This window comes from Micromonospora sp. LOL_014 (assembly GCF_048060245.1).
Taxonomy (GTDB): domain Bacteria; phylum Actinomycetota; class Actinomycetes; order Mycobacteriales; family Micromonosporaceae; genus Micromonospora_E.
Window position 1 is genome coordinate 56,209 of sequence record NZ_JBHMIP010000020.1, and the last position, 22,479, is coordinate 78,687.

A 22,479-nucleotide genomic window follows, 5' to 3' on the forward strand; every position below is an offset into this window, starting at 1 on the left:
GCTGCCGCGATGGCGCGGGAGCTCGGACTGCTCGGTGTCTACGGCACTCTGGGGATCTCCTTCCTCATGTCGGAGTCGGGCGAGGTGCTCATCGACGAAGACGACGGTAGCTTGCGCCCCGCCGATGCCAACGAGCACGAGTTCGCCCACGTCCAGGCAGCGCGCCGCTATCCGGAGTTGAGACATCTCATGCCGGACCGGCCGCCCTCCGCTTCGACCTGCCAGCTGTGTGCAGGATCCGGCGAGGCTGTCTTCGGAGATGGGCGAAACCGGATCTGTTGCCCTGACTGCAACACCCGTGGATGGATTCCTGGGCTACCGGGGGCCTGCTGGGCTGCTGAGTACTCGTAGCTCGTCCAGGAAGGCTAGCGCCTCAGGGTGCTTCGGGTACTGCTCCTGCAACAGTTGCCCTAGCTCTCGGGAGCACATGAGGAGTGACGGTAGGGATTTGCGGTCGCCCGACAGCGCTTGTCGGCCGTACGCCACTGCCTCCTGAATTTCCCCTCTCCGCGCCGCTACCACGCCTAGCGTCAAACGAGCCTCGGCGTTCCTCATGGGCTTCCGTTCGGCACCGTCTGGGTCGGTGGAAGACCGTATGACTTCGTAAGCGTAAATCTCGGCGAGCTGATCTTCTCTGGCCAACCGGTAGCAGTCCATCGCGTAAAAGTCGAACTTCGACGGGTCAACCACAAAATGGTGGTCGGTATCCTCTGGGTAGGGCAGTGATTCTAGGAGTGACCGGCCCCGATCAAGTGCCGTCTCTACTTTTCTGCGGTCTCCGATACGTGCCCATGCCTTGGCCTGCTGCGCTGCTAGCTGCACAGCAACGCTTTGACCGGGGACCTTTGTCACCCCTATCTCAGCGGCGGCTATCGTTCCCCGGTAGTCACCCTGTGTTAGTGCGTACCATGCGCGCATCTCGTGCGCCCACCCGACAACTGCAGCGTCGCCCGCCTCCTCGCCGAGGGCCAGCGCCGCCTTACGGGTGCTTTCCGCTTCCCGCCGTAGCCCTAGGTCGTATTCGACACACCCGACGAGCAAGGCAACCAGACCAGCAAGCGATAGAACCTCTTTGTGCTGCGCGAGCGTTAAACGGCGATCCATGAGACTCATGAGGCGTCGAAGCCACGCTTTTCCCTCGACATAGAGCTGATACGGGGGAGCGTAGGGGTACTCACAGCAGAGTCGATCGGCCGCAATGCGAAGTGCGTCAAGCATGGCTGCCGAGACATCCGAGGCGCGAATGCGAGAGAGAATCTCCAGGGTTTCCAGGCCACTGTCTGCCAGCAGGTCCGCTTCGATATTTGCCCCACCCTGGCGAGGGAAGAACGCTGCCGTGACGGTACCGTAGGTCTTGGCAATCAGCGTCTTGTAAAAGACGTCGGGCTCGGAGCTACCAGCTTCCCACCGCTTCCAGTTGCGCAACAGGGCGTTGTCGGAGGGCAGTGGTTCGGATGCGTGTGCCCTGAGCGCCCGTACCGCGTCACTCTGGGACCACCCCCGGGCAGTTCGCTCCGAGCGAAGCCGCTGCGCCCACGCCGGCCGGGAGTCTTCCTCAAGCTCATCCCTCATGGCTTCGAGTATCCACTACCCAGGGGTGATATGGCAGGGGACTCTGCCCTGTCACCGCCGTGACACCTGCCGCCTATCAAGATCGAGTGGGATCGTTGCTCTATGGACATCTGATTGTCAACCAGAAGGCGCGGAAGATCTGGCTTGGTGCCAGGTGAGTTGGTGCTAAACACGGCGGCGGCCCATTGGCCGCCCCGGCCAATGGGAAGGGTTGATCATGGTGGCGCTTGGTGCTCTGACTTCCGGAATCCTGCTCGGGTTCTTCGTGGGGTTGTTCAGTTTCAAGGTCAAGTCGCGGTGGTGTCCCGACTGCGGTCGGACGACGGTGCCGGCGGCTGATCGGTAGCGTGCCGGCCGACCGGTCACCGGCCGATCCCCGCCCCGGCGACGAGTTGATCATCGATGGTCGGGCGAGTGTGCAGTTCGCGGCCGGGCGCGGTTTCCGGTTTCGGGTGACGACAGTAGACAAGCGCTGGACGTACGACGGCTGGGTCTGGCTCACCGGCTATGTGTTGGCAGCCGACGGTGAAGCCCGTGAACGGCGGGAGATCTTCGTCCAGCGTGACGGTCTCCGCTGGGCGCCCCGCCCGCACCGGCACCGCTGACCAGGGCAGCGGCAGCGCTACGTGAGCCGCGCGCCCTTTACCCGTACCTCTGAAGGTTTCGATTGTGTGAAAGGTGGTTCCTGCTGTGCGTAGGTTCTTTGACCTGTTCCGCCGGGCTCCGGTGCGGAGCCGGCGTAACCGGCGGTTGCTCGCTGAGATCGCCCGCCACGACCGGCGGCCGACCGAGACTGCGGCTGGGCCGCGCCGGCCGGTGCGGCCTGCTCCGAACGCTGCCGGTCACTTGTACGGGCGGGCGGTGCGGCCGTCGATCAGCCCTGGCCTGGTCCGGGAGCGCGCGTTCGGCGACCGTGTCCGGCGTGGCTGCGACCCGGTGGAGGTGCGGGCGTTTCTGCATCTGGTCGCCGACGAGTTGACCGCGCTGCGCGCCGAACTTGGCTCCACCCGCGAGGAGAACGCCCGGATCAAGCAGGCGTTGCGGGACTGGCAGTCGCAGCAGTTCGAGCAGTCGCACCGGTTCGGGGCGGGGGTGGCGGCGTGAACGGCGTCGACAAGGTGCCGGCCGGCTCTCTGCACGTGGTCGGGGTCGGCGTGGACCGGCGGCGGGCGCAACGGGTGTTCACCGTGGCGAACCTTGACACCGGGCAGGTGGCGTCGACCAGCCTGGTGCCGGGCTCGTTCACGCCTTTGCCGACGCCGGGTGGGACGTGGTGGTTGCCGTACGCGCCGATCGTCACCGACCTCGCCCAGCGTGCCGGGGTGGCCGCCGCGACGTTGCGTGACCCGGATTTCCCCGACGAGCCGGGTCGGCTGCCGTCGTCGGGGTTGACGCTGCCCCGGCAGTGGCAGCCCGGCGTACCCGAGCGGGATCGGCTGCGGTGGGAGGCGGTGGCGCTGGCCGAGCGGCCCGCCGTGCCGTGGCTGGTGCTGATCGGCCGCAGCGTCGAGCCGCCGCCACCGGGCGACCCGGGCCGGCTGCTCGGTCGGCTGTGTGCGCTCGCCGACCAGTTGCACGTCGACCTGGTCCTCGAAGTCCGGCCCAGCTCCATCGGGCGTGGGCTGAGCTGGGACGTCCGGTTCGAGCACGCCGGCGGTGCGGTGCCCGACTACCAGCACCGGTGGATCGCCGATCTGCCGACCGCGCTCGCCACCATCCCCGCCGAACGGGCGGTGACCGGTCTGACCGTCGCCAACCCGCTGCTGCCCGCCCACTACCTCACCGAGGCTGCCCTCACCGGGCGTGCGGTGCCGGTCGGGTTGGACGGGCACCCCGGCGGCCACGACCTCGACCAGGTCGAACGCCGCATGATCGCCGACGCTGAACAGCACGGCGGCGCGCAGGCCATCTGGCGTAACCGGCACTGGTGGCACACCAGCCTGCGACCCGCCGACACCCCCGGCACATTCGTCCGCGGCTGGGAACCGCCGGCACCGAAACACTGGGGCGAGGCGATCCCCGCCCACCCCTGCACCCGGTGCGCCGACCGGCCCGACCCGCCGTACTGCCTGGACTGCTACGGCACCCGCCAGGTGCGACGCGGCGCGGTGCTCACCGTCACCGACCTGCGTGGCCGGACCGTGCACCGCAACTGGCGACCCGACGACACCAACCAACCGCCACCCACACCGGTGCCCGCCGACCGGCCGTCCGGCACCACCGTCTGGCAACTACCCGACCACTACCAGATCGGGACGCTCGCGGCGCAGTTCGGCGTCGAGCCGACCGACCTGACCGACATCGACGGCGAACACAGCATCGACCAGCACCTGCGCAACGGTGTCAGCCAGGTCCCCCACGGCGGCGGCGACCCAGTCGGCGCGTACCTCGGTGAAGTCGGCGCCACCCACGACGGCGCCCGGATCATGGTCCTCGCCAACGGTTGGCCCGGCCCCACCCTCGACGAACTCGCCGCCCTGGTTCGCGGCCTCGGCCTCGCCCTCGACATCACCGTCATCGACCACCGCAACACCATCGGCCGACCCGAACTGTCCCAGGGCCACTCCTGGTCGGTCCGGGTCGTCGACCCGGCCACACGCTTGGCCGTCGACCCCGTCCCCACCAGCGCCGCCCTGCCCGAAGCCGTCGCGCTGTGCTACCGCTACCTGCACGGCGCACTGCGCGCCACCATCCCCACCGACCCGACCACGCCGATCCCCGTGCCGCAACAGCCCGCAGCGGCCGGCACCCTCCCCGACACCACAACCTGCATCACCCAGGTACGCCGCCACGCCGCCACCCGGCCCGGCCGGCCCGTCACTGTCCGCCTCCACCCCGACGGCACCCACACCCGCACCACAGACCACCCGAGGAAAGGTTGATCGCAGCAATAGTTCGTCGGCGGCGTGGTCGAAGGTCGGCTCAGAGCACCGTCGCGCCGACGAACTGCCCGATGGCGAAGGTGACGGCCATGGCCAGGGCACCACCGGCAACGAGTCTGACCACCGCCCGCCCCGCGTTGGCAGAGCCCAGTTTCGCGCTCACCGCACCCGTCACCGCGAGTGTGAGCAGCACGACGGCGAACGTCACGGCCACCCGCGCGTCGGGTGGTGGCAGCAGGATCGCGATCAGCGGCAGCAGTGACCCGAGGGTGAAAGCGACCGCCGAGGCGGCGGCTGCGTGCCAGGGGTTGGTCAGCGAATCCGGGTCGATCCGCAACTCGATGTCGGCGTGCGCGGCGAAGGCGTCCTTCGCCGTCAGTTCCTCCGCTACCAGCCGGGCGGTTCCGACGGTCAGACCCTTCGCGACGTAGAGCGCGGTCAGCTCGTCCAACTCCTGCTCGGGGAACCGTTCGAGCTCGGTGCGCTCCTTCGCCAGCAGCGCCCGTTCGCTGTCACGCTGGCTGCTCACCGACACGTACTCACCCAGGGCCATGGAGACGGCGCCCGCCGCCACCCCCGCGACGCCCGCTGTCAGGACGGGGCCGGTGGCGATGGTCGCGCCGGCCACCCCCACGACGAGACCGGCCGTCGACACGATGCCGTCGTTGGCGCCGAGCACCCCGGCCCGCAGCCAGTTCAACCGGGTGGAGATCCCGTTGCCGTGCGGTTCACCCACGTGAATCGCGCTGGGCCGGCCGGCTCCCGTACCTTCGGCTTTCATTCAGATCACCTGCCTCCGCCACCGTACGGCGGGGCGTCCTGCCACGGCAACGAAGCCAAGCCTGCGCTACCCGTGGAGGCACGGTGCAGAGGATCCTGCTGTCACCACAGTGACTGGGCCGACCGCCTGGGATACCAGCACCGAGTTAGCTCGCCCGAGCATTGGGTACGCCGACGAAATGCGGCGAATCTGGAGTGGGCTGCTGGCCGGTGCCGCCGGCACCAGCGCCCTCAACATGGTCACCTACCTCGACATGGCCGGCCGGGCCCGGCCGGCGAGCAGCACCCCGCAGCGCAGCGTCGGTCGGCTCGCCGAGACACTGCACGTCGACCTCGGCGACGACGAGACCGCCAGCAACCGCCGGGACGGGCTCGGGCCGCTGCTCGGCTACGCGACCGGCCTCGGCGCCGGCGCGCTGTACGCCGTGGCCGGCCCCCGCCGGGCACCGGTCTGGGCGGCAACCGGCCTGCTCGCCATGCTGGCGATGGCCGGCTCGGACGCGCCGATGACCCTGCTCAAGGTCACCGACCCGCGGCAGTGGAGCGCTGCCGACTGGGCGTCGGACATCGTGCCGCACCTGGCGTACGGCCTGGTCGCCGCCGCCGTGCTGCACCGCCTCCGGGCCCGCGACTGACCTGCCCGGCAACCCCCTGACCTGCCCGGCCACCCCTGAACTTCCCGGTCAGAACGTCAGCCCGTGGCCGTACCGGAACAACGGGTCCGGGTCGTCGAACGGGGCGTCCGGCTGCCCGGTGAGTACGGCCCGTTGACTGGCCGGCAGATCGACCGGTAGCCGGCCGGTCGGTGCCGGCTCCCCGGCGAGTACGTCGACCAGCGCGGTGTCCTCGACGCCGAAGCTGACCAGCAGCGTGCCGACCCGGTCGGCGAGCGGGGTGAGCACCGCCGGCCGGTCCAGGTAGACGTCCACGACGGTCGGCACCGCCGCCGCGACCGCCAGCACCCGGTCCAGCGCACCCGCCGGGAACTCCAGCGGCCCGGCGTGGAAGTACGCCTCCACCGGGCCGGGCCGCCGCTCGTACGGTGCGGCCAGCCGCAGCACCGCCACGTCCGCCTGACCCGGCTCCGACACCACCGTCCACCTGCCCCGCAGCGCGGCACGCAGCGGGCCCTCGGCGTACACCCGCAGGCCGGGGGCGAGCGGCAACCGGGCCGGGCTGTCCGGCGGGGCCTGACGCAGCAGCGTCACGCAGGCCCGTTGGGCGGCCAGCCCGGCGGCGCGGGCCGGCGGGCCACCGACCAGCTGCGAGGCGTGCTCCGGGTCGACGTAGCGGTGCCCGAACAGGCCGAGCCGCAGCTTGTCGTGCAGGATGCGGCGGGCCGACTCGTCGATCCGGTCCTCGGTGACCTGGCCGCTGCGGACCAGGTCGACCACCAGGTCCGGGCGGGCCTCGCCGCCGAACTGGTCCACCCCGGCGTGCAGCGCGGCACGCAGTCGCTGCGCCGGTTCGAGATGTTCGACGCCCCAGGCGCGGGCCGGTCGGCGTTCGCCCCGGAAACAGGCATCGGTCAGTACGCCCCAGTCGGCGCAGATCACCCCGGTGAAGCCGAGTTGCTCACGCAGCAGCCCGGTCACCACCTCGTGGTTGAAGGCGAACGCCACCGGCGGCAGTTCGGTGCCGACCGGCAGCCCGTAGCCGAGCATCACCTGCGCGGCACCGGCCCGGACGGCCGCCACGAACGGCGCCAGGTGGGCGGCGAGACGACCACCCGGGTAGGCCTGCTCGGCGCCGTACCGGAAATGGGGGTCCTCGCCGATGCGGACCGGGCCGCCGCCGGGGAAATGCTTGACCAGCGCGGCGACGCTGTCCGGTCCGAGCGTCGGACCCTGCAACCCGGACAGGTACGCCACCGTCAGCCGGCTGACCAGCTCCGGGTCCTCGCCGAAGGTGCCCAGCACCCGTGGCCAGCGCGGGTCCGTGGCGACGTCCGCCTGCGGGTGCAGCGCGGCCCGGATGCCGACCGCCAGGTACTCCCGCCGTACGGTGTCGGCGTGCCGGCGCACCAGCTCCGGGTCGCCGGTGGCGGCCAGCCCCAGCGGTTCCGGCCAGGTGGAGAAGGCTCCGGCCAGCGCCGCCGTGTTGGGGTTGGCGGACCGGGCGTGCCGGGGATCGGTGGAGACGGTCACCGGTACGCCGAGCCGGGTCGACGATGCCAGGTCCTGCAGCTGGTTGTGCCAGCGGGCCAGGTCGGCCGGCGCGAGGGTGCCGCCCGGACCGATGCCGATCATCGGGTGGAGCAGCAGGCCGGCTTTTTCCGCCAGGGTCATCCGGCCCAACAGGTCGTCCGCCTGCCGCTGCGGCGGTCGTGGTCGGGTGACGGTTGCTGGGTGGTCACCGGGCCGACGGTAACCGGGTGCGCGCCGTCTGGTAGGCGGTTCGGCCGGTATCCGGGGTGGTTTGTCGGGCCGGCCGACGGGAAAGGTGCGGGATGCCGCGACGACGGGTGCTCGTGTTCAGCATCCCCAACGAGGGACACCTCAACATTCTCAAGCGGCTGATCCGCCGGCACCGGGCCGAGGACAGCTTCCGCCTGGTGCTCGTCGACCGGCAGACCACCGTGCCCCGGCTGGGTGACCTGGCCGGGTCGACCGTCGCTCTGCCGGGTTGCCGCGAGTTCCGGCACTGCCTGACGGCGTCGGCGAACACGGCGGCGCTGGACGCTCTGGACCGGCGGTACGGCGTCACGCTCGACCCGGCCACGGTGGAACTCGTCTCGAACTGTCTGCACCTGCCGGCCGAGCAGAACATCCTCTGGTCATACCGTGCGGTCACGCCGCCCGACTTCCGGGACAACCGCGCGACGGTCGGCTACCGCTTCGCCGGGTACCTCTCCGACGGCTGGCCGTCCCGGAACCGGCCGGCCAGCCAGGACGGCCGGGGCGCAGGCCGGCAGCGCCGGGGCACCGACCCGGCCCGGCCGGTCGTCTACCTGTCCTTCGGCACCGAGGTGCTGGACAACCTCTGGTACGCCGAGCCGGAACTGGTCGGCGCGCTGCGCCGGTGCGTCGACGGCCTGGCCCGGCACTGGTCCTCGGCCGACCTTACGGTGGTCTTCCGACCCGGGGCCGCCGGATCCTGGACCGGTACCCGGCGAACTGGGCGATCCGGCACGCCGTCGACCAGCAGCGGGTGCTCAGCCGGGCCGACGTGTTCGTCACCCACGGCGGCAGCAACAGCTTCCACGAGGCGATCATCGCCGGGGTGCCGATGGTCGTCGTGCCGTTCTTCGGCGATCAACCGCTGGTCGCCCGGCAGGCGGCCCGGCTCGGCATCGGGATCAACCTCGACGCGGGTGCCCGCACCGGGCGGGACGCCGCGTACCGGCTGTTGGATGTCGGCTGCGCCGACCGGATCGCCGCCGCGGTGTGGCGGGTTCTCGACGACCGGCGGTACCGGGCGAGCCTCGCCGGCCTGGACCTGACGGCAGTTGCCGCGTTGCCGCCGACGGACGACGACCGCCCGGTCACCCGCCGGGTGGGTCCGGTGGTCGCGACGCCTCCCCGGTCTGGGACAGCGTCCACGCCGCGTTGATCAGGCCGATGTGCGACAGCCCTTGCGGAAAGTTGCCGATCAGGCCACCGTCGCGGCGGTCCACCTCCTCGGCGAGCAGATTGAGATCGTTCGCACACGCGGTGGCCGCGTCGAAGACCTGGCGGGCCCGGTCGTGCCGGCCGGCCAGTGCGAGGGCCTCGGCCAGCCAGTAGGAGCAGATCAGAAAGGCTCCTTCGTCGCCGCCGGTCCACCGCTGGACCAGGCCGTCGTGGGTCAGGTCCGCCTCGATGGCGTCGATCGTGGCGACCACCCTGTGGTCGGTGCCGGGCAGGAAACCCATGATCGGCATGATCAGGACGCCGGCGTCGAGATGGTCGGAGCCGAACGCACCGGTGAACGCCTGGCGCCGGTCGCTCCATCCCTGGTCGAGGATCGCCCTGCGGATCTGTTCCCGGGTCCGGCGCCAACGGTCGACGTCACGCTCGGCGTGCAGCGCCGTCGCCAGCCCGACGGCCCGGTCCAGCGCCACCCAGCACATCAGCTTCGAGGTGAGGTAGTGGCGTTCGCCCTCCCTGCCCTCCCAGATCCCGGAGTCCGGCTGGGACCAGGTGCGGCAGGCCCGCTCGGCAAGGCCCCGGAGCAGGTGTACGGTGCCCGTCGCCAGCTCGCCGAGCTGGTCGCGCAGGATCCAGGCACCGTGCATCACCTCGCCGAGTACGTCGAGCTGCCGCTGCCGCCAGGCGTCGTTGCCGACCCGGACCGGCGTCGAGCCCTGGTAGCCGCGCAGGTGCTCCAGATCGTGCTCGGTCAGGTCCCGCTCGCCGCCGACCCCGAACATGATCGGCACCGGTTGCTCGGTGGGCAGCTCACCGACCGAGTCGGCGATCCAGTCGAAGAACCGGTGCGCCTCGTCCGGGCAGGCGGCCACCCACAGCGCCTGCATGGTGAACGCCCCGTCGCGCAGCCAGGCGTACCGGTAGTCCCAGTTCGCGCCGCCGCCGACCTCCTCGGGCAGCGAGGTGGTCGGCGCGGCCACCACCGCACCGGTCGGCTGATAGGTCAGCGCCTGCAGCACCAGCGCGCTGCGCCGTACCTGTTCCTGGTAGAGCCCCTGGTAGCTGTGGTGCTCGTCGGCCCAGGACCGCCAGCCGGCGACGGTGTCGTCCACGGTGTACCGCTGGTCGTCGGCCGGCGGCGCGGTGTCGTCGGCCAGCAGGTGCCGCAGCGCGAACCGTACGGTCTGCCCGGCGGTGCGGGTGAGCCGGCCGGCGATCCGGTCCACCCCGGCGGACAGCTCGGCCGGCAGCGGGTCGCCGGTCAGGACCAGCCGGTCACTGCCGCCGACCAGCTCGATCCGCCCGTCGTCGCCGGTGACCACCGGGACGACCCGGCCGTACTCGGGCCGGACCACCAGGTCGACGTCGATCTGCACGGTGCCGGAGAGGACGTCGACCCGGCGCAGCAGTACGTGCGGTGAGGTGTCGCCGATGCGGTGGCCGCGTTCGCCGGGGCCGAGGGCCAGCGCGTCGGTGAGCCGCAGCTCGCCGTTGGCGGTCCGAAAGTCGGTCTGCAGCACCATCGTGTCCGCCAGGTATCGGCGGGCGGTGCGGTGCCCGCCGACCGGGGTGATGGACCAGTGTCCGGCGCCGGGGTCGAGCAGCCGGGCGAAGACGCTCGGCGCGTCGAATCGGGCCGGGCACCACCAGTCGACGGAGCCGTCCGCGGACAGTAACGCCGCTCCCTGGCAGTCACTCAGGAGCCCGTAGCTGGCGATGTCGGGCATCGTCACCGGGTACCCGCCCGCCGCAGGTTCATGCCGGCCGTCCGGGGCGGGTACCCGGTGACGGTTCAGTCGGCCGGTTCGGCGCCGAGTCGACCGACCCGGCCGGAGCGCAGGAACACCAGGTAGTGGGTGACGGTGCCGGCCGCCGCGCGGTCGTCGGCGGGTAGGGCCACCCGCTCGTAGCTGAGCAGCCGACCGGTGGCGGTGTCGATCACGGCGGTGTCCCGCACCGGCCGGCCGTCCATCCCGCCGGTCGCGCTGACCGCGACGCCGGACCGGCCGGCGCGGTCCAGCACCGGACCGTGGGTGACCAGCTCGGCGTCGGCGAGGACGGCCAGGGCGGCGGCCCGCTGGGCCGGGGACAGGTCGTGGAACCGGTAGAGGCCGACGACAGCCCGCAGCGCGGCCTGCGGGCCTTCGTGCATCGGCTGTTCCTCGGCGAGCTGGCCGGCCAGCACCGTCCGGTCGGCGGCGGGATCGGGTACGGCGACACCGAGCGCGCCGGGCGGGTACTCGACCACCTCGGCGGGCCGGTCCGGTTCCGCCGGGTCGACCCGGGTCTCCTGCCCGGACCGGTCGGCGGCCCACCACAGTCGCCGGTCGTACGCTCCGCCGTCCTGCCCGGTGGCGGGATCGTCGCGCCACCAGGCCCGCAGGTGGACATAGGTGTAGCGGTCGGCGGTGGCCGGCTGGTCGGGAACCGGTTGATCCAGTGCTGGTTGGTCGACTGCTGGTTGGTCGAGTGAGTGGACGTGCCGGGCGATCGCCGCCAGCTGGTGGCGGGCCGGGGCGGTGCCCGCGCCGGCGGTCAGCGGCAGCGGCTGTTCCGGGTCGGCGAGGACCGGGTCGGTGGTGCCCGGTCCGGCCGGACCGGGCACGCTGTACGAGCGGACGACTTCGACCCCGACGATTAGCAGCACCACCAGAACGACCGCAGGGACCGCGACCCGCCACAGCCTGAGCCGCCACAGCCTGAGCCGCCACAGCCTGGGCCGCCACAGCCAGCGGGTCGATTCCTGCGCCGACCGGCGCTGATGCGCGAGGGCTATCAGGTTCGTGACGTCGATTTCGGGTGGCGGCGGAATCCGTCCCTGTCTGGGCAGCAGCGCCCGGACGGCCAGCTGCACCAGCTTGTCGCGGCGGAACTGGTCCTCGCCCGGCTCCTGGTTCATGGTCAGCCCTTCCCATGCCCGGCCGGCGTGCTCCGGGTACGCCGGCCCTGCACCCTTGTCCCGTAGCTTGTGCAACGCGCGGTGGGTCCGGTGCAGCGATCGCCGTACCGCTGCCGGGCTCATCCGCAACATGGCGGCGATGTCGGCCGTGCTGACGCCGTAGCTGGTCAGCAGCAGGCACTCCCGGTCCTTGACGCTGAGCCGTCGCACGAGCCGGGCCACGTCCTGCCGCAGGACGCCGGCGCCCAGGTCACCATCGTTGCTGACCACCAGGGTCAGCGTGGTGGTACGCCGGGCCTGCTGGCTGCGACGGTCCTTGCCCAGGCGTTTCTCGGCCAGTCGTCGGGCCACCCGGTAGAGCCACGCCCTCGGATGCTGAATCTGGTGACCGTCCGCACGGTGCAGCCATGCCCTGACGAACGTCTCCTGCAGAAGATCTTCGGCGACTCCGGTCTCCTCGAGGCGCTGAAACAGTACCGTCCACAGCAGCGCATGATGCTGACTCACCTGTTCCCCGAGCCAGGCATCGAGCTCTGCCGCATCTTCTGCATCCACAATGCTCCTCGGTGCTCGTTACGGTGACGTCGTCGCAATCGGAGCTGCCGGTTCCGGCATCCGTCTTATAAGAGGCGTCAGCGTGCCAGATCGTGCCTGTTGATTTTTGTTGATCATGGTCAATTGTTCCAGGATGTGGAACACGAGAAAGTCGCGCTTTGCGAGGTGGCAGTTGCTGGCCGAAAGTTGCAGCTCAGCCCGGGTCGGAGAGGCGCGATCGTGTCCACCTATCCATCGACGTAGATATGGCGATCTCGTCGGTCGATTGGCTACCGTCGGCGGTGTCGTGTTGTTGAGAAGTTCCTAACTGGGCACTGAGGGTGACGGCGACCTTGTCGGTACGCCCAACCCACTTCTGGACGCCACCCGGAGCAACTGGAGCCCGCCATGACGCCACGCACTCGGATCCGTCGCCGGACCCCACACCTGAGCCGGCGGTTGGTGCCCGCCGTGCTGGCCGTCGCCGTGCTGGCCACCGGCCTGCAGCCCGGCGTCGCCGCGGCCGGTCCCACCGCCGTTCAGTCGCAGATGGACGCCTACCTGGCGGCCCACCCCGGCGGCACCCAGATCGACGAGACCGACATCGCCTACTCCGGCGGGATGTTCATCGTCAGTGTGGTCCGCACCGCCGAAGCCGGGCCGCTCGCCGGTCCGGACTGCCCCGGCGGCTGGTTCTGCTTCTACGACGGCACCAACTACACCTATCCTCGGGGCCGGCTCAGCGACTGCGGATGGCAGGACCTCGGCCGCTGGGGGTGGCGCAACCGGACCGAGTCCGTGCACTACAACCTCAACTACGGCAGCACCACCTTCCTCGACGAGACCGGCTCGACCGACACCAAACTCTTTGTGGTCGACACGGCCCGCCGGACCGTGCCCGACGTGTCGCCGCACCGCAACCGGGCCGACTACGTCTACCGCGCGTGCAGCTGAGGTTCCGTGCGGTGACGGACTGCCGGTGAGCCGGTACCGCCACCGGGGCCGGGCGGGTAGATGTAGGGAAAAGTCCATGTCCGATGGTCAGCGGGTCGACCTAGCGTCGAGACGTCCAACGTCCAACGTCCGCTGCCCGCCGGCACCGGTACCGCCCAGCCTGCGACCCGGTCGTCCGGTGCGGCCATCCGACAAGGAACCAACTGTGTCCCGTACCCTCGCCTCCCGCCTGGCCACGGCGGCGCTCGCGCTGGCCGTGACGGCCGGCCTCGGCCTGGCCACCGCCGGGCCGGCCGGTGCCGTCGCCAACGGCACGATCGTCCCCGACGGCAAGTACCAGTTCTCGGTGAAGCTGACGATGACCGGCATCCCGACGGCCGACGGTGGCCGCCGCAACAGCGCCTGCTCCGGGGCCCTGATCCACCCGCAGTGGGTGGTCACCGCCGGGCACTGCTTCCGGACCTTCGACGGGGTACGGGTCGACCGCCCGGTCGCCGACCTGACCACCGCGACCGTCGGCCGGGCGGACCTCACCGGCGACGGCGGCCAGGTCGCCACCGTGATCGCGGTACGCCAGTCGTCCACCAACGACCTGGCGCTGGCAAAGCTGGACCAGCCGGTACGCGGCATCAAGCCGATCGCCCTGGCCCACCGGCCGCCGCAGGTCGGCGCAATCGTCCGGCTAACCGGATACGGCGCCGACAACTCGGTCGACCCGGTGCCGTCGACCGTGCTGCGCACCGGGCTGTTCGCCGTCACCGAGGTCGCCGACTCGACCATCGGCGTGACCGGCCGGTACCCGCACCCGGACACCAGCGCCTGCCCGTACGACTCCGGTGCCCCGTATTTCGTCGAGCGGGGTCGCCGCGGTCCGGCGCTGGTGTCGGTGGAGAGCTTCGGCCCGGACTGCCCGCACTCCGACGTCGAGACGACGTCGCGGGTCGACAACATCGCCGACTGGATTCGCCAGGCGATCCGGGGCTGACCACCGTCCCGGCAGGTCGACCACCCGCCCCGGTGGTCGACCAGCCGGGACGGCACCGGCTACCGCCCCGGCAGGGTGATGGTGACCCGGGTACCGGCGCCGGAAAGGTCGAGCACCAGCCGGCGGGCCATCCGGTTGATCAGGTCGAGCCCGCGCCCCCGGTCGGACCCGTCGTGCGAGTGTCCCCGCCAATGCCCCCGGTCGGTGACCTCGACCCGGACCTGCTGCCGGTCCAGCAGCATCACCCGCAACGCGACCGGGCCACCCGGACGCCCGTGGTAGGCGTGCTCCAACGAGTTGATCAGGGCCTCGTTGCAGGTGGCCAACAGCGCGTCGACCTGATCCGGCGTCAGGTCGTTGCCGGCGGACCAGTCCCGCAGCGCCCGGCGCGCGGCGGACAGGTCAGCGGGGGAGGACAGGGTCAGCCGCAGCACCGGGGAGCCGTCCGTGCCGGTGGGCAGCCCGTCCAGGTGGACGCAGGCCACCACCGTGTCGTCGGTGATTATCTGGCCGTCGGTCATCGCGTCCAACAGCCGGTCGCACCAGACCTGCGGCTCGGTGCCGGACAACCCGGCAGCGGCCCGGCCGAGCCGGTCCAACCCGGCGTCGATCACCTGGCCGCGCCGCTCGACTAGGCCGTCGGAATACCAGACCAGCATCGCCGAGTCGGGGACCGCGGTCTGGGCCTGGGTCCGTGGCTGCGCGGTCAGCCGGAGCGGTAGCGACCGGGCGTCGGTCAGGTAGCGGCTGGTCCCGCCGGCCACCAGCAGCGGCGGCAGGTGACCGGCGCAGGCGTAGCTGAGTATCCGGTCGGTGGGGCTGTACTCGGCGTACCCGACGGTCGCGAAATCGGCCCCGTCGATCGTCTGGCAGGCAGTGTCCAGTGCCTCCAGCACCTCCACCGGTGACGCACCGGTCTGCGCCACCGAGCGCAGCGACTGCTGCAGCCGGCCCATGGTGATCGCCGACGACAACCCGTGGCCGACGACATCCCCTACCGCGATACCCACCCGGTTGCCGGGCAGTTCGAACACGTCGTACCAGTCGCCGCCGACGTCGCGGCCGTGCTCCGCCGGCCGGTAGCACACGGCGGCCGTGACGCCCGGCAGGTCCGGCGAGATCTGCGGCAGCAACGCCCGTTGCAACTGGTGCGCGGCAGCGTGCTCGGATTCGTACATCGCTGCCCGGTCGACGGCCTGACCAGCGAGTTCGGCGAGGGTACGGGCGATCGAAACCACCTCCGGGGTGATCGCGTCATCCCGGCGGAACGCGAACGCCAGCGCACCGAGGCACCGGTCACCGACCTTGACCGGCACCGCCAGCAGGCTGCGGGTGCCGGTCCGTGCGTGGGCATCGGCGAGTGCGGGGTAGCGCGCGTCCAGCGCCGCCCGGGTCGGCAGCTGGACCGGCCGGCTGGTCCGGATCACGTCAACGACCGGCAATCGGCCCGGCTCGTCGAGGGGGAGCGTGGCGAAGCCTCCGGCGATCTGTTCGGCGAGGGTCGCCGTCGGCCAGCTGCGGACCGAGCCGCCGGCCTGATCGGTGAGCGCCACCGCGCCGTGGTCGGCGACCAGACCGACGCCCCGGTCGACCAGCACCCGGATCACCTGGTCCGACGTGGCGGCGGTGGCCAGCCCGGCGGTGACGTCCTGCAGCGCCTGCAGCCGTCGGCGAGCAACCACTTCACGACGTGACTCGGCCTGCGCCCGGTCCCGCTCCGCCACCGCGATCGCCAGCGCCCAGGCGCCGAGTACCACCACCGCCAGGTAGACCTGCAGCGACGCCGCCTCCAGCCGGGGCTGATTCGCCAGCACCGACCACGGCCCGTGCCCGGCGGCGCTGAGCAGGTTCGCGGCGAACGCCATCACGAACCCGGCGGCCCCGATGGTCGCCACCCGGCCCCGGAAGCCGACCGCGAGCAGTACCGGCACCGGCAAATAGGACAGCGGCACCTCGCGGGGCCAGAAACCGATGACGGTCAGCGCTCCGGTGCCGGCCAAAGCCGTACCGCCCCGGACCATCCGCCACGGTCGGACCCGGCCACGGACCGCATCGAGACCGACCAGCGCGGCGCCGAGGGTGAGCACCGCGAGCCCGTCGCCGGCCCAGAACCGGCCCATCGCCGGCCACCAGGCGCCACCGGTGCCGACCGCGCTGGTCGTGGCCCCGATCACCGCGCCGACCAACGGGCCGAAGCCCACCGGGTAGAGCAGGAACGCCGCCGCGTCGCGGTACCGGGTCAGATCGATCCGGCCCGGTCGCAGCCATCGCAGCCCGGCGGCACCGACCAGCGGTTCGACGATGTTGGTCAGCGCGAAGCCGAGTGCGACCGGCGGGCCGATCCCCTGCCACAGGTCGATGCCGAACTCGGTGAGACCGACGGCACCGAGGATCCACGGCCAGTGTCGGCGGCGGGTCAGCACCAGCGCGCCGAGGGTCACCCCGGCCGGCGGAAAGAACACCGCGCCGACGGCCGAAGCGTGGAACAGCAGCCAGGCGCAGCCGGAGCCGAGCGCGTACGCGGCGGCGACGCAGAGCGCGATCAGCGCCGACCGGCCCAGCCGCCCGGTCCGGTGTCGCCAGCGTGCCGGCTCGCCGGCGACCTGTGTCAAAGCTGTCATCCTCCCCGGCCACGCACCAGGAGATCTACCTGGTTGCGCATCAGACGATAATGACAGCGTCGGGCGCCGTACGGCTCACTGGTGCCGTCGGCGCCAGTTGGTCTCCTCGCTCTCCAACGCCTGCTGTTGGGCGAGCTGGCTGCCGCGTAGCGACCGGCGGTGGCTGCCGCCGCGTAGGTTGTCCACCGCGGCCGCGGCGACGGCGATCAGGCTGAGCAGGGCGAGCGCGGCGAGCGGCGGCATGAACGGAGCCATCGGCAGCAGCGCGGTGACGACCAGGACGGGCAACACGCCGAGCGGATCCACGGATCGGACCGTCCGCGCCTGGAATGCGAGCAGGGCCAGCAGGTAGAGCACGACACCGCCGTACAGCACCCACAGGTGGACCGGATCGAGCACCGCCCGGTCCTGGTCGCCGGTGTCGCTGGCCAGGTAGGCGAGGACCTGTTTGATGCCCAGGGACAGCAGAATGACCCCGAGGACCATCGGGAAGTGCAGCAGGGTGTACGCGTCGCGGGCTAGTCGGAGCCGGGTGATGCCGTGGGTGCGGTGCAGCACATGTTCGGCCGCGATAGAGCGGGAGTCGAAGTACCACCACCAGAGGGCGCAGATCAACGCGATGCCGAGCACCACGCCGGCGACCAGGGGCAGCCTCAACGGTGTTCCTGCCAGAAGTTCGGCGCCGATCCCGATCGAGATGACCGACTCGCCGAGAGCGATCAGCACGATCTGGGCGTGCCGTTCCGCCCAATGCCCGGCCGAGACGACGGCGAGGGCCCTGGTCCGGATCACCACCGCGTAGGCGATAGCGACGGCAAGTCCCCACAATGTGACAAAGGCGGTTATCCGGGCATTCCCGGTGAACTGTCGCGGCAGGAGCGCGGCCACCACCAGCAACCCGCAACTGAGGAGCAGCGCTGGTGCGCTGCGCCACCACATCTCACGCAACGAAGGATGGTTCCGCGCGGCATGCCGCAGCGCCACCATCTCCAACGTCCAGATTATGAAATAGCAGGCTGGGAATACGAGTTGCCCGGGGATGGAAAGCGGAGCCGATGGCGGCGTCTCCGCGACCTTGTCGTCGGTGCCGGGCAAGGTCGCGACGGAGACGAAGACCGCCGCCATGATCGCAAAACCGATGACCGGCATGATGCCCTGGTCGGCCCGCAGGTTGTTGCCGAGGACGGCGAACCGTGACCAGGCCAGCCAGAGCGCGGCGAGCAGCAGAATGAAGCCCAACAGGACCAAGGCGTCGAGGTCCTCTGCCACAAGTGTGTTCAGGTGGATGAAGGCGAAGACGAAGACCAGGTCAAAGAAGAGCTCCAACCGGGTGACTTTGGCACCGGGCGCCGCCGGCTGGACCCGGGACCGCCCTCCGTCACTCACCCCACCATGATGCGGAACTGACCGAATCCCATGGCATTTTTGGACCTATTTCATGACGATCGGCGTTCCCCTTTCGGGCCGAGACCCCGTTCGGTACGCAGCACGCCTTGGCGGTCAGCCTGCTCCTGCAGAATCTCGTTGGCGAGCTCGTCGGCACCCGCGTCGTTCGCCGTACCCGAGTTCTCCAAGTCCTTGCGTAGCCGGGCGCGCTGGTTGTCGTACCCCTTGCTGCCTGGTCGTTTCCCCGACATCGTGCCTCCTCGCGGTGACCTGTCCGACTCGGTGTGGCCGTTTGATCGGGCGGGTACCCGCTTCGGCACCGGGTACCCGCCGCAGGACCGGGTATCAGCTACGGGACCGGGAACTCGATCAGGTAGACCGGCGTGCCGACCCGGGTCGTGTCGGCCGGCTGACGTCCGCCCGCCGCGTCGACACCGCCTGGGACACCGCCGAAGTTCGCCGTCGACCGGCACTCGTCCTGCCCGGTCGGGTTGCTGCGCAGCGGCAGGTTGGACAACGTCCGCCAGAAGTTGACCAGGGCGATGCAGTCGCCGGGGAATGAACTGTTTCTACCCGCTGGATCGGTCTTTGGCTATGGGGCGCTGGCCGGTCGCCGGCCGACGGTGGTGCCGGATCCGCCAACATACGCATTCCCGGTAGGGGTAAGCTCGCGGTCGAGTCGGATCGGAACCAGTCGCGAGGGAGAGACAGATGGCGGTCAGCACCTACACCGTGCAGGGGATGACCTGCAGCCACTGCGTCGGTTCGGTGTCCACCGAGATCGGCGGGATCGCCGGGGTTACCGAGGTGGACGTCGACCTGGCCACCGGCCGGGTCACCGTCACCAGCGAACAGCCGGTCAGCGACCAGGCGATGGCCGCCGCTGTCGAGGAGGCCGGCTACGAGCTGGTCACCGGCTGAGCACGACCGGCCGGAACCGGCGCAGCCGCAGACTGTTGGCGACCACGAACGCCGACGACATCGCCATCGCCGCACCCGCGATCATCGGGTTGAGCAGGCCCGCCGCCGCCAACGGCAGCGCCGCGACGTTGTAGGCGAACGCCCAGAACAGGTTGCCCTGGATCGTCCGCAGGGTGCGGCGGGACAGCCGGACGGCGTCAACGGCGGCGGTCAGGTCGCCCCGTACCAGGGTGAGATCGGCGGCCTCGATGGCGGCGTCGGTGCCGGTCCCCATCGCCAGGCCGAGATCGGCCTGGGCCAGGGCGGCGGCGTCGTTCACCCCGTCACCGACCATCGCGACCACCCGACCGTCGGCCTGCAGCCGTTTGACCGCGTCCACCTTCTCGGCGGGCAACACCCCGGCAATCACCTCGTCGACCCCGACCTCGGCGGCGACCGCCCGGGCGACGGTGACGTTGTCCCCGGTGAGCAGGACCGGGGTGAGCCCGAGCCGACGCAGCGCGGCGATCGCCGGCCGGCTGGTCGGCTTGACCCGGTCGGCGACGGCCAGCACGCCCCGGGCCCGACCGTCCCAGCCGACCATGACCACGGTCCGGCCGGCGGCCTCGGCGCCGGTCATCCTGCCGGCCAGCGCCGCGTCCACGGTCAGGCCCTCGTCGGTCAGCAGCGCCGGCCGACCGACCAGCACGGTACGTCCGTCGACGGTGCCCCGTACGCCCAGTCCGTGCCGGCCGGCGAAGTCGGTCACCGGCGGTAGCGGCCCGACCCGTTCGGCGGCGGCCCCGGCGACCGCCCGGCCGATCGGATGCTCCGATCCGGCCTCGACCGCACCGGCCAGCCGGAGCAGTTCGTCGGGATCTGGGTCGGTGCCGTCGACCAGCACGTCGACCAGCGTCATGGTGCCGGTGGTGACCGTGCCGGTCTTGTCCAGCAGCACGGTGTCCACCCGGCGGGTGGACTCCAGCACCTCCGGGCCTCTGATCAGCACGCCGAGCTGGGCGCCGCGCCCGGTGCCGACCAGCAGCGCCGTCGGGGTGGCCAGGCCGAGCGCGCAGGGGCAGGCGATGATCAGTACGGCGACTGCGGCGGTGAACGCCACGGTGGCCCCGCCCCCGGTGGCGAGCCAGTAGCCGAGGGTGCCGACGGCGAGCGCGATGACGATCGGCACGAAGACGCCGGAGATCCGGTCGGCCAGCCGCTGCGCCGCCGCCTTGCCGGCCTGCGCCTGCTCCACCAGCCGGGCCATCTGGGCGAGCTGGGTCTCGGCGCCGACCCGGGTGGCCGTCACCACCAGGCGGCCGCCGGCGTTGACGGTGGCGCCGACCACCGGGTCACCGGGAGCGACCTCGACCGGCACGGACTCGCCGGTGACCATGCTGGCGTCGACCGCCGAGGAGCCCTCGGTCACCACACCGTCGGTGGCGATCTTCTCGCCGGGCCGGACGACGAACCGGTCACCCACCGCGAGCTGGTCGACCGGAATCCGGCTCTCCGCGCCGTCGCGCAGCACGGCGACATCCCGGGCACCCAGTTCGAGCAGGGCCCGCAGCGCCGCGCCGGCCCGGCGCTTGGCCCGGCTCTCGAAGTAGCGGCCGAGCAGGATGAAAACGGTCACCCCGGCGGCGACCTCAAGATAGATGTTGGCGGCGGCCATGCCCCGGTCGACGGACAGGCTGAACGGGTGGGTCATGCCGGGGGTGCCGGCGGTGCCGAAGAACAGCGCCCACAGCGACCAGCCGAGGGCGGCGAGGGTCCCCATCGACACCAGGGTGTCCATGGTCGCCGCGCCGTGCCGCAGATTCGTCCAGGCGGCCCGGTGGAACGGCAGGCCGCCGTAGAGCACCACCGGGACGGTCAGCGCCAGGCTGACCCACTGCCAGTAGGTGAACTGCCAGGCGGGCACCATCGCCAGGGCCACCACCGGCACGCTGAGCGCCAGTGCGACCCAGAGCCGGGTACGCAGCGAACGGAGGTCGTCGGAGACGGCTGGCCGGTCGGTGCCCGCCGAGCCGTCGGCGTCCCGATCCGTCGGCGGCGGAGCGGGCAGCCGGGCGGTGTAGCCGGTACGGCGTACGACGTCGACCAGCTCACCGGCGGTCACGGTCGGACTCTCGACGGTGACGCTGGCCTTCTCGGTGGCGAAGTTCACCGTCGCGGTCACCCCGTCGATCCGGTTGAGCTTCTTCTCGATCCTTGCCGCACAGGACGAGCAGGTCATCCCACTGATGCTCAGCTCGATCCGGGTCGCCGTCGTGGCCCGGCCCGCTCTGGTGCTGCTCATGCCGTCCTCCTCGCCTGCGGTGATGGCGGGACCTAACATACCCCTAGGGGGTAGATCGTCACGGGTTGGGCAGCGGGTGTGACGAGGTCAACCTCGCTTCATCAGCCGACCGACCGCCGCCATCATCTCGGCGGCCATTTCGTCCGCCCGGCCCTCGGCGGAGCCCTCCTGCATACAGTGCCGGGCGTGCCCGTCCAACAGGCCGAGGGCGACCTTGTCCAGAGCTGCCTGGATGGCGGAGATCTGGGTCAGCACGTCGATGCAGTACCGGTCGTCGTCGACCATCCGCTCGATGCCGCGCACCTGTCCCTCGATGCGGCGCAGCCGAGCCTGGAGCTGGTCCTTGGACGCGGTGTAGCCGCGGGTGGTCTGGCTGGTCATCCTCGTAGGCTAGCAACCCCCAGGGGGTATTTGCGGAAAATGAGCCGGCGGGCAGGTACGGTTACCGGACAATCGTCGGACGGCGGATGGCGGGACGGAGCAGACATGATGCGGATGCGGTCGATGATCATCAGCCTCGTCGTCGCCGGCTCGGTGGCGTTGGCCGGCTGCGGCACTTCGGCTGACGGGGACGGCACGCCGCCGTCCGGCGGGACCGGTACCAGCACACCAGCCGGGGACACTGACCCCGAAACCGGCGCAGACACCGACAATGGTGCCGGTACCGACGGTGGCGGTGTCAGCGCCAGCTATGCCTTCACCGCAGACACCCTGGCCGGTGACACCTTCGACGGGCGCAGCCTGGCCGGGAAACCGGCGGTGCTGTGGTTCTGGGCACCGTGGTGTCCCACTTGTCTCGGCCAGGCCGCCCGAGTCAACTCGTTGGCCGCCGACTACGCCGACACCGCAGGCGTGGTCGGCGTGGCCGGGCTCGACGGGGTGCCGGCCATGCACGACTTCGTCGAGCTGGCCGAGCTGTCCGGCTTTCCGCAACTGGCCGACGAGCAGGGCGCGGTGTGGCGGCACTTCGAGATCACCGCGCAGAGCACCTTCGTCGTCCTCGACGCCGATGGCGAAGTCGTCGACAAGGGGCATGTCGACGTCGACGCGCTACCCGGCATGCTCGACCGGCTGATCGCCGGCTAGCCGACCTCC

Annotated in this window: 20 protein-coding genes; 9 read left to right on the forward strand and 11 right to left on the reverse strand. The window is 71.1% G+C overall.

Features of this window, described 5'->3' with window-relative positions; all coding sequences use genetic code 11:
* Positions 1-315: 315 nt before the first annotated feature.
* Positions 316-1,572, reverse strand: a complete 1,257-nt coding sequence (locus tag ACFHW1_RS18395) for an XRE family transcriptional regulator (RefSeq protein ID WP_416556640.1) — start codon at positions 1,570-1,572, stop codon at positions 316-318.
* 347 nt (positions 1,573-1,919) lie between these two features.
* Between ACFHW1_RS18395 and ACFHW1_RS18400 the strand changes: the two genes are divergently transcribed.
* From ACFHW1_RS18400 to ACFHW1_RS18410, 3 genes are all read left to right on the forward strand, one after another.
* Positions 1,920-2,177 (forward strand): hypothetical protein, encoded by a 258-nt coding sequence (locus ACFHW1_RS18400; protein ID WP_282232507.1) that lies wholly within the window; start codon positions 1,920-1,922, stop codon positions 2,175-2,177.
* Between the two features lie 85 nt (positions 2,178-2,262).
* Positions 2,263-2,676 carry a DivIVA domain-containing protein gene (locus tag ACFHW1_RS18405; RefSeq protein WP_416615816.1) on the forward strand — a complete coding sequence of 138 codons (414 nt, stop codon included), beginning with the start codon at positions 2,263-2,265 and terminating at the stop codon, positions 2,674-2,676.
* A complete protein-coding gene (locus ACFHW1_RS18410) occupies positions 2,673-4,454 on the forward strand; it encodes a hypothetical protein (RefSeq protein WP_416615818.1) in 1,782 nt (593 codons plus the stop codon). Before ACFHW1_RS18405 ends, ACFHW1_RS18410 begins: the two co-directional genes overlap by 4 nt.
* Positions 4,455-4,494: 40 nt before the next feature.
* Here the strand turns inward: ACFHW1_RS18410 and ACFHW1_RS18415 are convergent, their stop codons facing one another.
* On the reverse strand, positions 4,495-5,235 hold the full coding sequence (locus tag ACFHW1_RS18415; protein WP_416556643.1) for a VIT1/CCC1 transporter family protein: 741 nt from the start codon (positions 5,233-5,235) through the stop codon (positions 4,495-4,497).
* Positions 5,236-5,413: 178 nt separating this feature from the next.
* Here ACFHW1_RS18415 and ACFHW1_RS18420 point away from each other — a divergent pair, with 178 nt between their 5' ends.
* Complete coding sequence (locus tag ACFHW1_RS18420; RefSeq protein WP_281552660.1) at positions 5,414-5,869, forward strand: hypothetical protein; 456 nt, start codon at positions 5,414-5,416, stop codon at positions 5,867-5,869.
* A gap of 48 nt (positions 5,870-5,917) precedes the next feature.
* Here the strand turns inward: ACFHW1_RS18420 and ACFHW1_RS18425 are convergent, their stop codons facing one another.
* Positions 5,918-7,522 (reverse strand): glycoside hydrolase family 3 N-terminal domain-containing protein, encoded by a 1,605-nt coding sequence (locus ACFHW1_RS18425; RefSeq protein ID WP_416615820.1) that lies wholly within the window; start codon positions 7,520-7,522, stop codon positions 5,918-5,920.
* A gap of 733 nt (positions 7,523-8,255) precedes the next feature.
* Here ACFHW1_RS18425 and ACFHW1_RS18430 point away from each other — a divergent pair.
* Positions 8,256-8,786, forward strand: a complete 531-nt coding sequence (locus ACFHW1_RS18430; RefSeq protein ID WP_416615822.1) for a glycosyltransferase — start codon at positions 8,256-8,258, stop codon at positions 8,784-8,786.
* On the opposite strand, the gene ACFHW1_RS18435 is transcribed toward ACFHW1_RS18430, so the two are convergent.
* Both ACFHW1_RS18435 and ACFHW1_RS18440 read right to left on the reverse strand, forming a co-directional pair.
* A complete protein-coding gene (locus tag ACFHW1_RS18435; protein ID WP_416615824.1) occupies positions 8,719-10,530 on the reverse strand; it encodes a glycoside hydrolase family 15 protein in 1,812 nt (603 codons plus the stop codon). The two genes, ACFHW1_RS18430 and ACFHW1_RS18435, sit on opposite strands and share 68 nt — an antisense overlap.
* 65 nt (positions 10,531-10,595) lie before the next feature.
* Positions 10,596-12,257 (reverse strand): sigma-70 family RNA polymerase sigma factor, encoded by a 1,662-nt coding sequence (locus ACFHW1_RS18440; protein ID WP_416615826.1) that lies wholly within the window; start codon positions 12,255-12,257, stop codon positions 10,596-10,598.
* Between the two features lie 387 nt (positions 12,258-12,644).
* Here ACFHW1_RS18440 and ACFHW1_RS18445 point away from each other — a divergent pair, with 387 nt between their 5' ends.
* Both ACFHW1_RS18445 and ACFHW1_RS18450 read left to right on the forward strand, forming a co-directional pair.
* Positions 12,645-13,190, forward strand: a complete 546-nt coding sequence (locus ACFHW1_RS18445; protein ID WP_416568861.1) for a peptidase inhibitor family I36 protein — start codon at positions 12,645-12,647, stop codon at positions 13,188-13,190.
* A gap of 205 nt (positions 13,191-13,395) precedes the next feature.
* The gene (locus tag ACFHW1_RS18450; RefSeq protein ID WP_416556649.1) at positions 13,396-14,175 is read left to right on the forward strand and encodes a S1 family peptidase; all 780 of its coding nucleotides are present in this window, start codon (positions 13,396-13,398) and stop codon (positions 14,173-14,175) included.
* Between the two features lie 59 nt (positions 14,176-14,234).
* Here ACFHW1_RS18450 and ACFHW1_RS18455 read toward each other — a convergent pair whose 3' ends face one another.
* The 4 genes from ACFHW1_RS18455 to ACFHW1_RS18470 form a co-directional block, all read right to left on the reverse strand.
* Positions 14,235-16,787 (reverse strand): SpoIIE family protein phosphatase, encoded by a 2,553-nt coding sequence (locus ACFHW1_RS18455; protein ID WP_416556650.1) that lies wholly within the window; start codon positions 16,785-16,787, stop codon positions 14,235-14,237.
* An 84-nt stretch (positions 16,788-16,871) separates the two neighbouring features.
* Positions 16,872-18,182 (reverse strand): low temperature requirement protein A, encoded by a 1,311-nt coding sequence (locus ACFHW1_RS18460; protein ID WP_416568863.1) that lies wholly within the window; start codon positions 18,180-18,182, stop codon positions 16,872-16,874.
* A gap of 50 nt (positions 18,183-18,232) precedes the next feature.
* On the reverse strand, positions 18,233-18,433 hold the full coding sequence (locus tag ACFHW1_RS18465; RefSeq protein WP_282232710.1) for a phosphatidylethanolamine-binding protein: 201 nt from the start codon (positions 18,431-18,433) through the stop codon (positions 18,233-18,235).
* A 98-nt stretch (positions 18,434-18,531) separates the two neighbouring features.
* Entirely contained in the window at positions 18,532-18,699 is a 168-nt protein-coding gene (locus tag ACFHW1_RS18470) for a hypothetical protein (RefSeq protein ID WP_416556686.1), read from the reverse strand.
* Positions 18,700-18,893: 194 nt separating this feature from the next.
* On the opposite strand from ACFHW1_RS18470, the gene ACFHW1_RS18475 reads away from it, so the two are divergent.
* Positions 18,894-19,103, forward strand: a complete 210-nt coding sequence (locus ACFHW1_RS18475) for a heavy-metal-associated domain-containing protein (protein ID WP_416556652.1) — start codon at positions 18,894-18,896, stop codon at positions 19,101-19,103.
* On the opposite strand, the gene ACFHW1_RS18480 is transcribed toward ACFHW1_RS18475, so the two are convergent.
* Positions 19,093-21,384: a heavy metal translocating P-type ATPase gene (locus ACFHW1_RS18480; RefSeq protein ID WP_416556653.1), complete on the reverse strand. Its 2,292-nt coding sequence runs from the start codon at positions 21,382-21,384 to the stop codon at positions 19,093-19,095. The two genes, ACFHW1_RS18475 and ACFHW1_RS18480, sit on opposite strands and share 11 nt — an antisense overlap.
* 87 nt (positions 21,385-21,471) lie before the next feature.
* Positions 21,472-21,765, reverse strand: coding sequence for a metal-sensitive transcriptional regulator (locus tag ACFHW1_RS18485; protein WP_278172303.1), 294 nt, complete (start codon positions 21,763-21,765; stop codon positions 21,472-21,474).
* A 123-nt stretch (positions 21,766-21,888) separates the two neighbouring features.
* Here ACFHW1_RS18485 and ACFHW1_RS18490 point away from each other — a divergent pair, with 123 nt between their 5' ends.
* Complete coding sequence (locus tag ACFHW1_RS18490) at positions 21,889-22,470, forward strand: redoxin domain-containing protein (RefSeq protein WP_416615827.1); 582 nt, start codon at positions 21,889-21,891, stop codon at positions 22,468-22,470.
* Positions 22,471-22,479 lie beyond the last annotated feature (9 nt).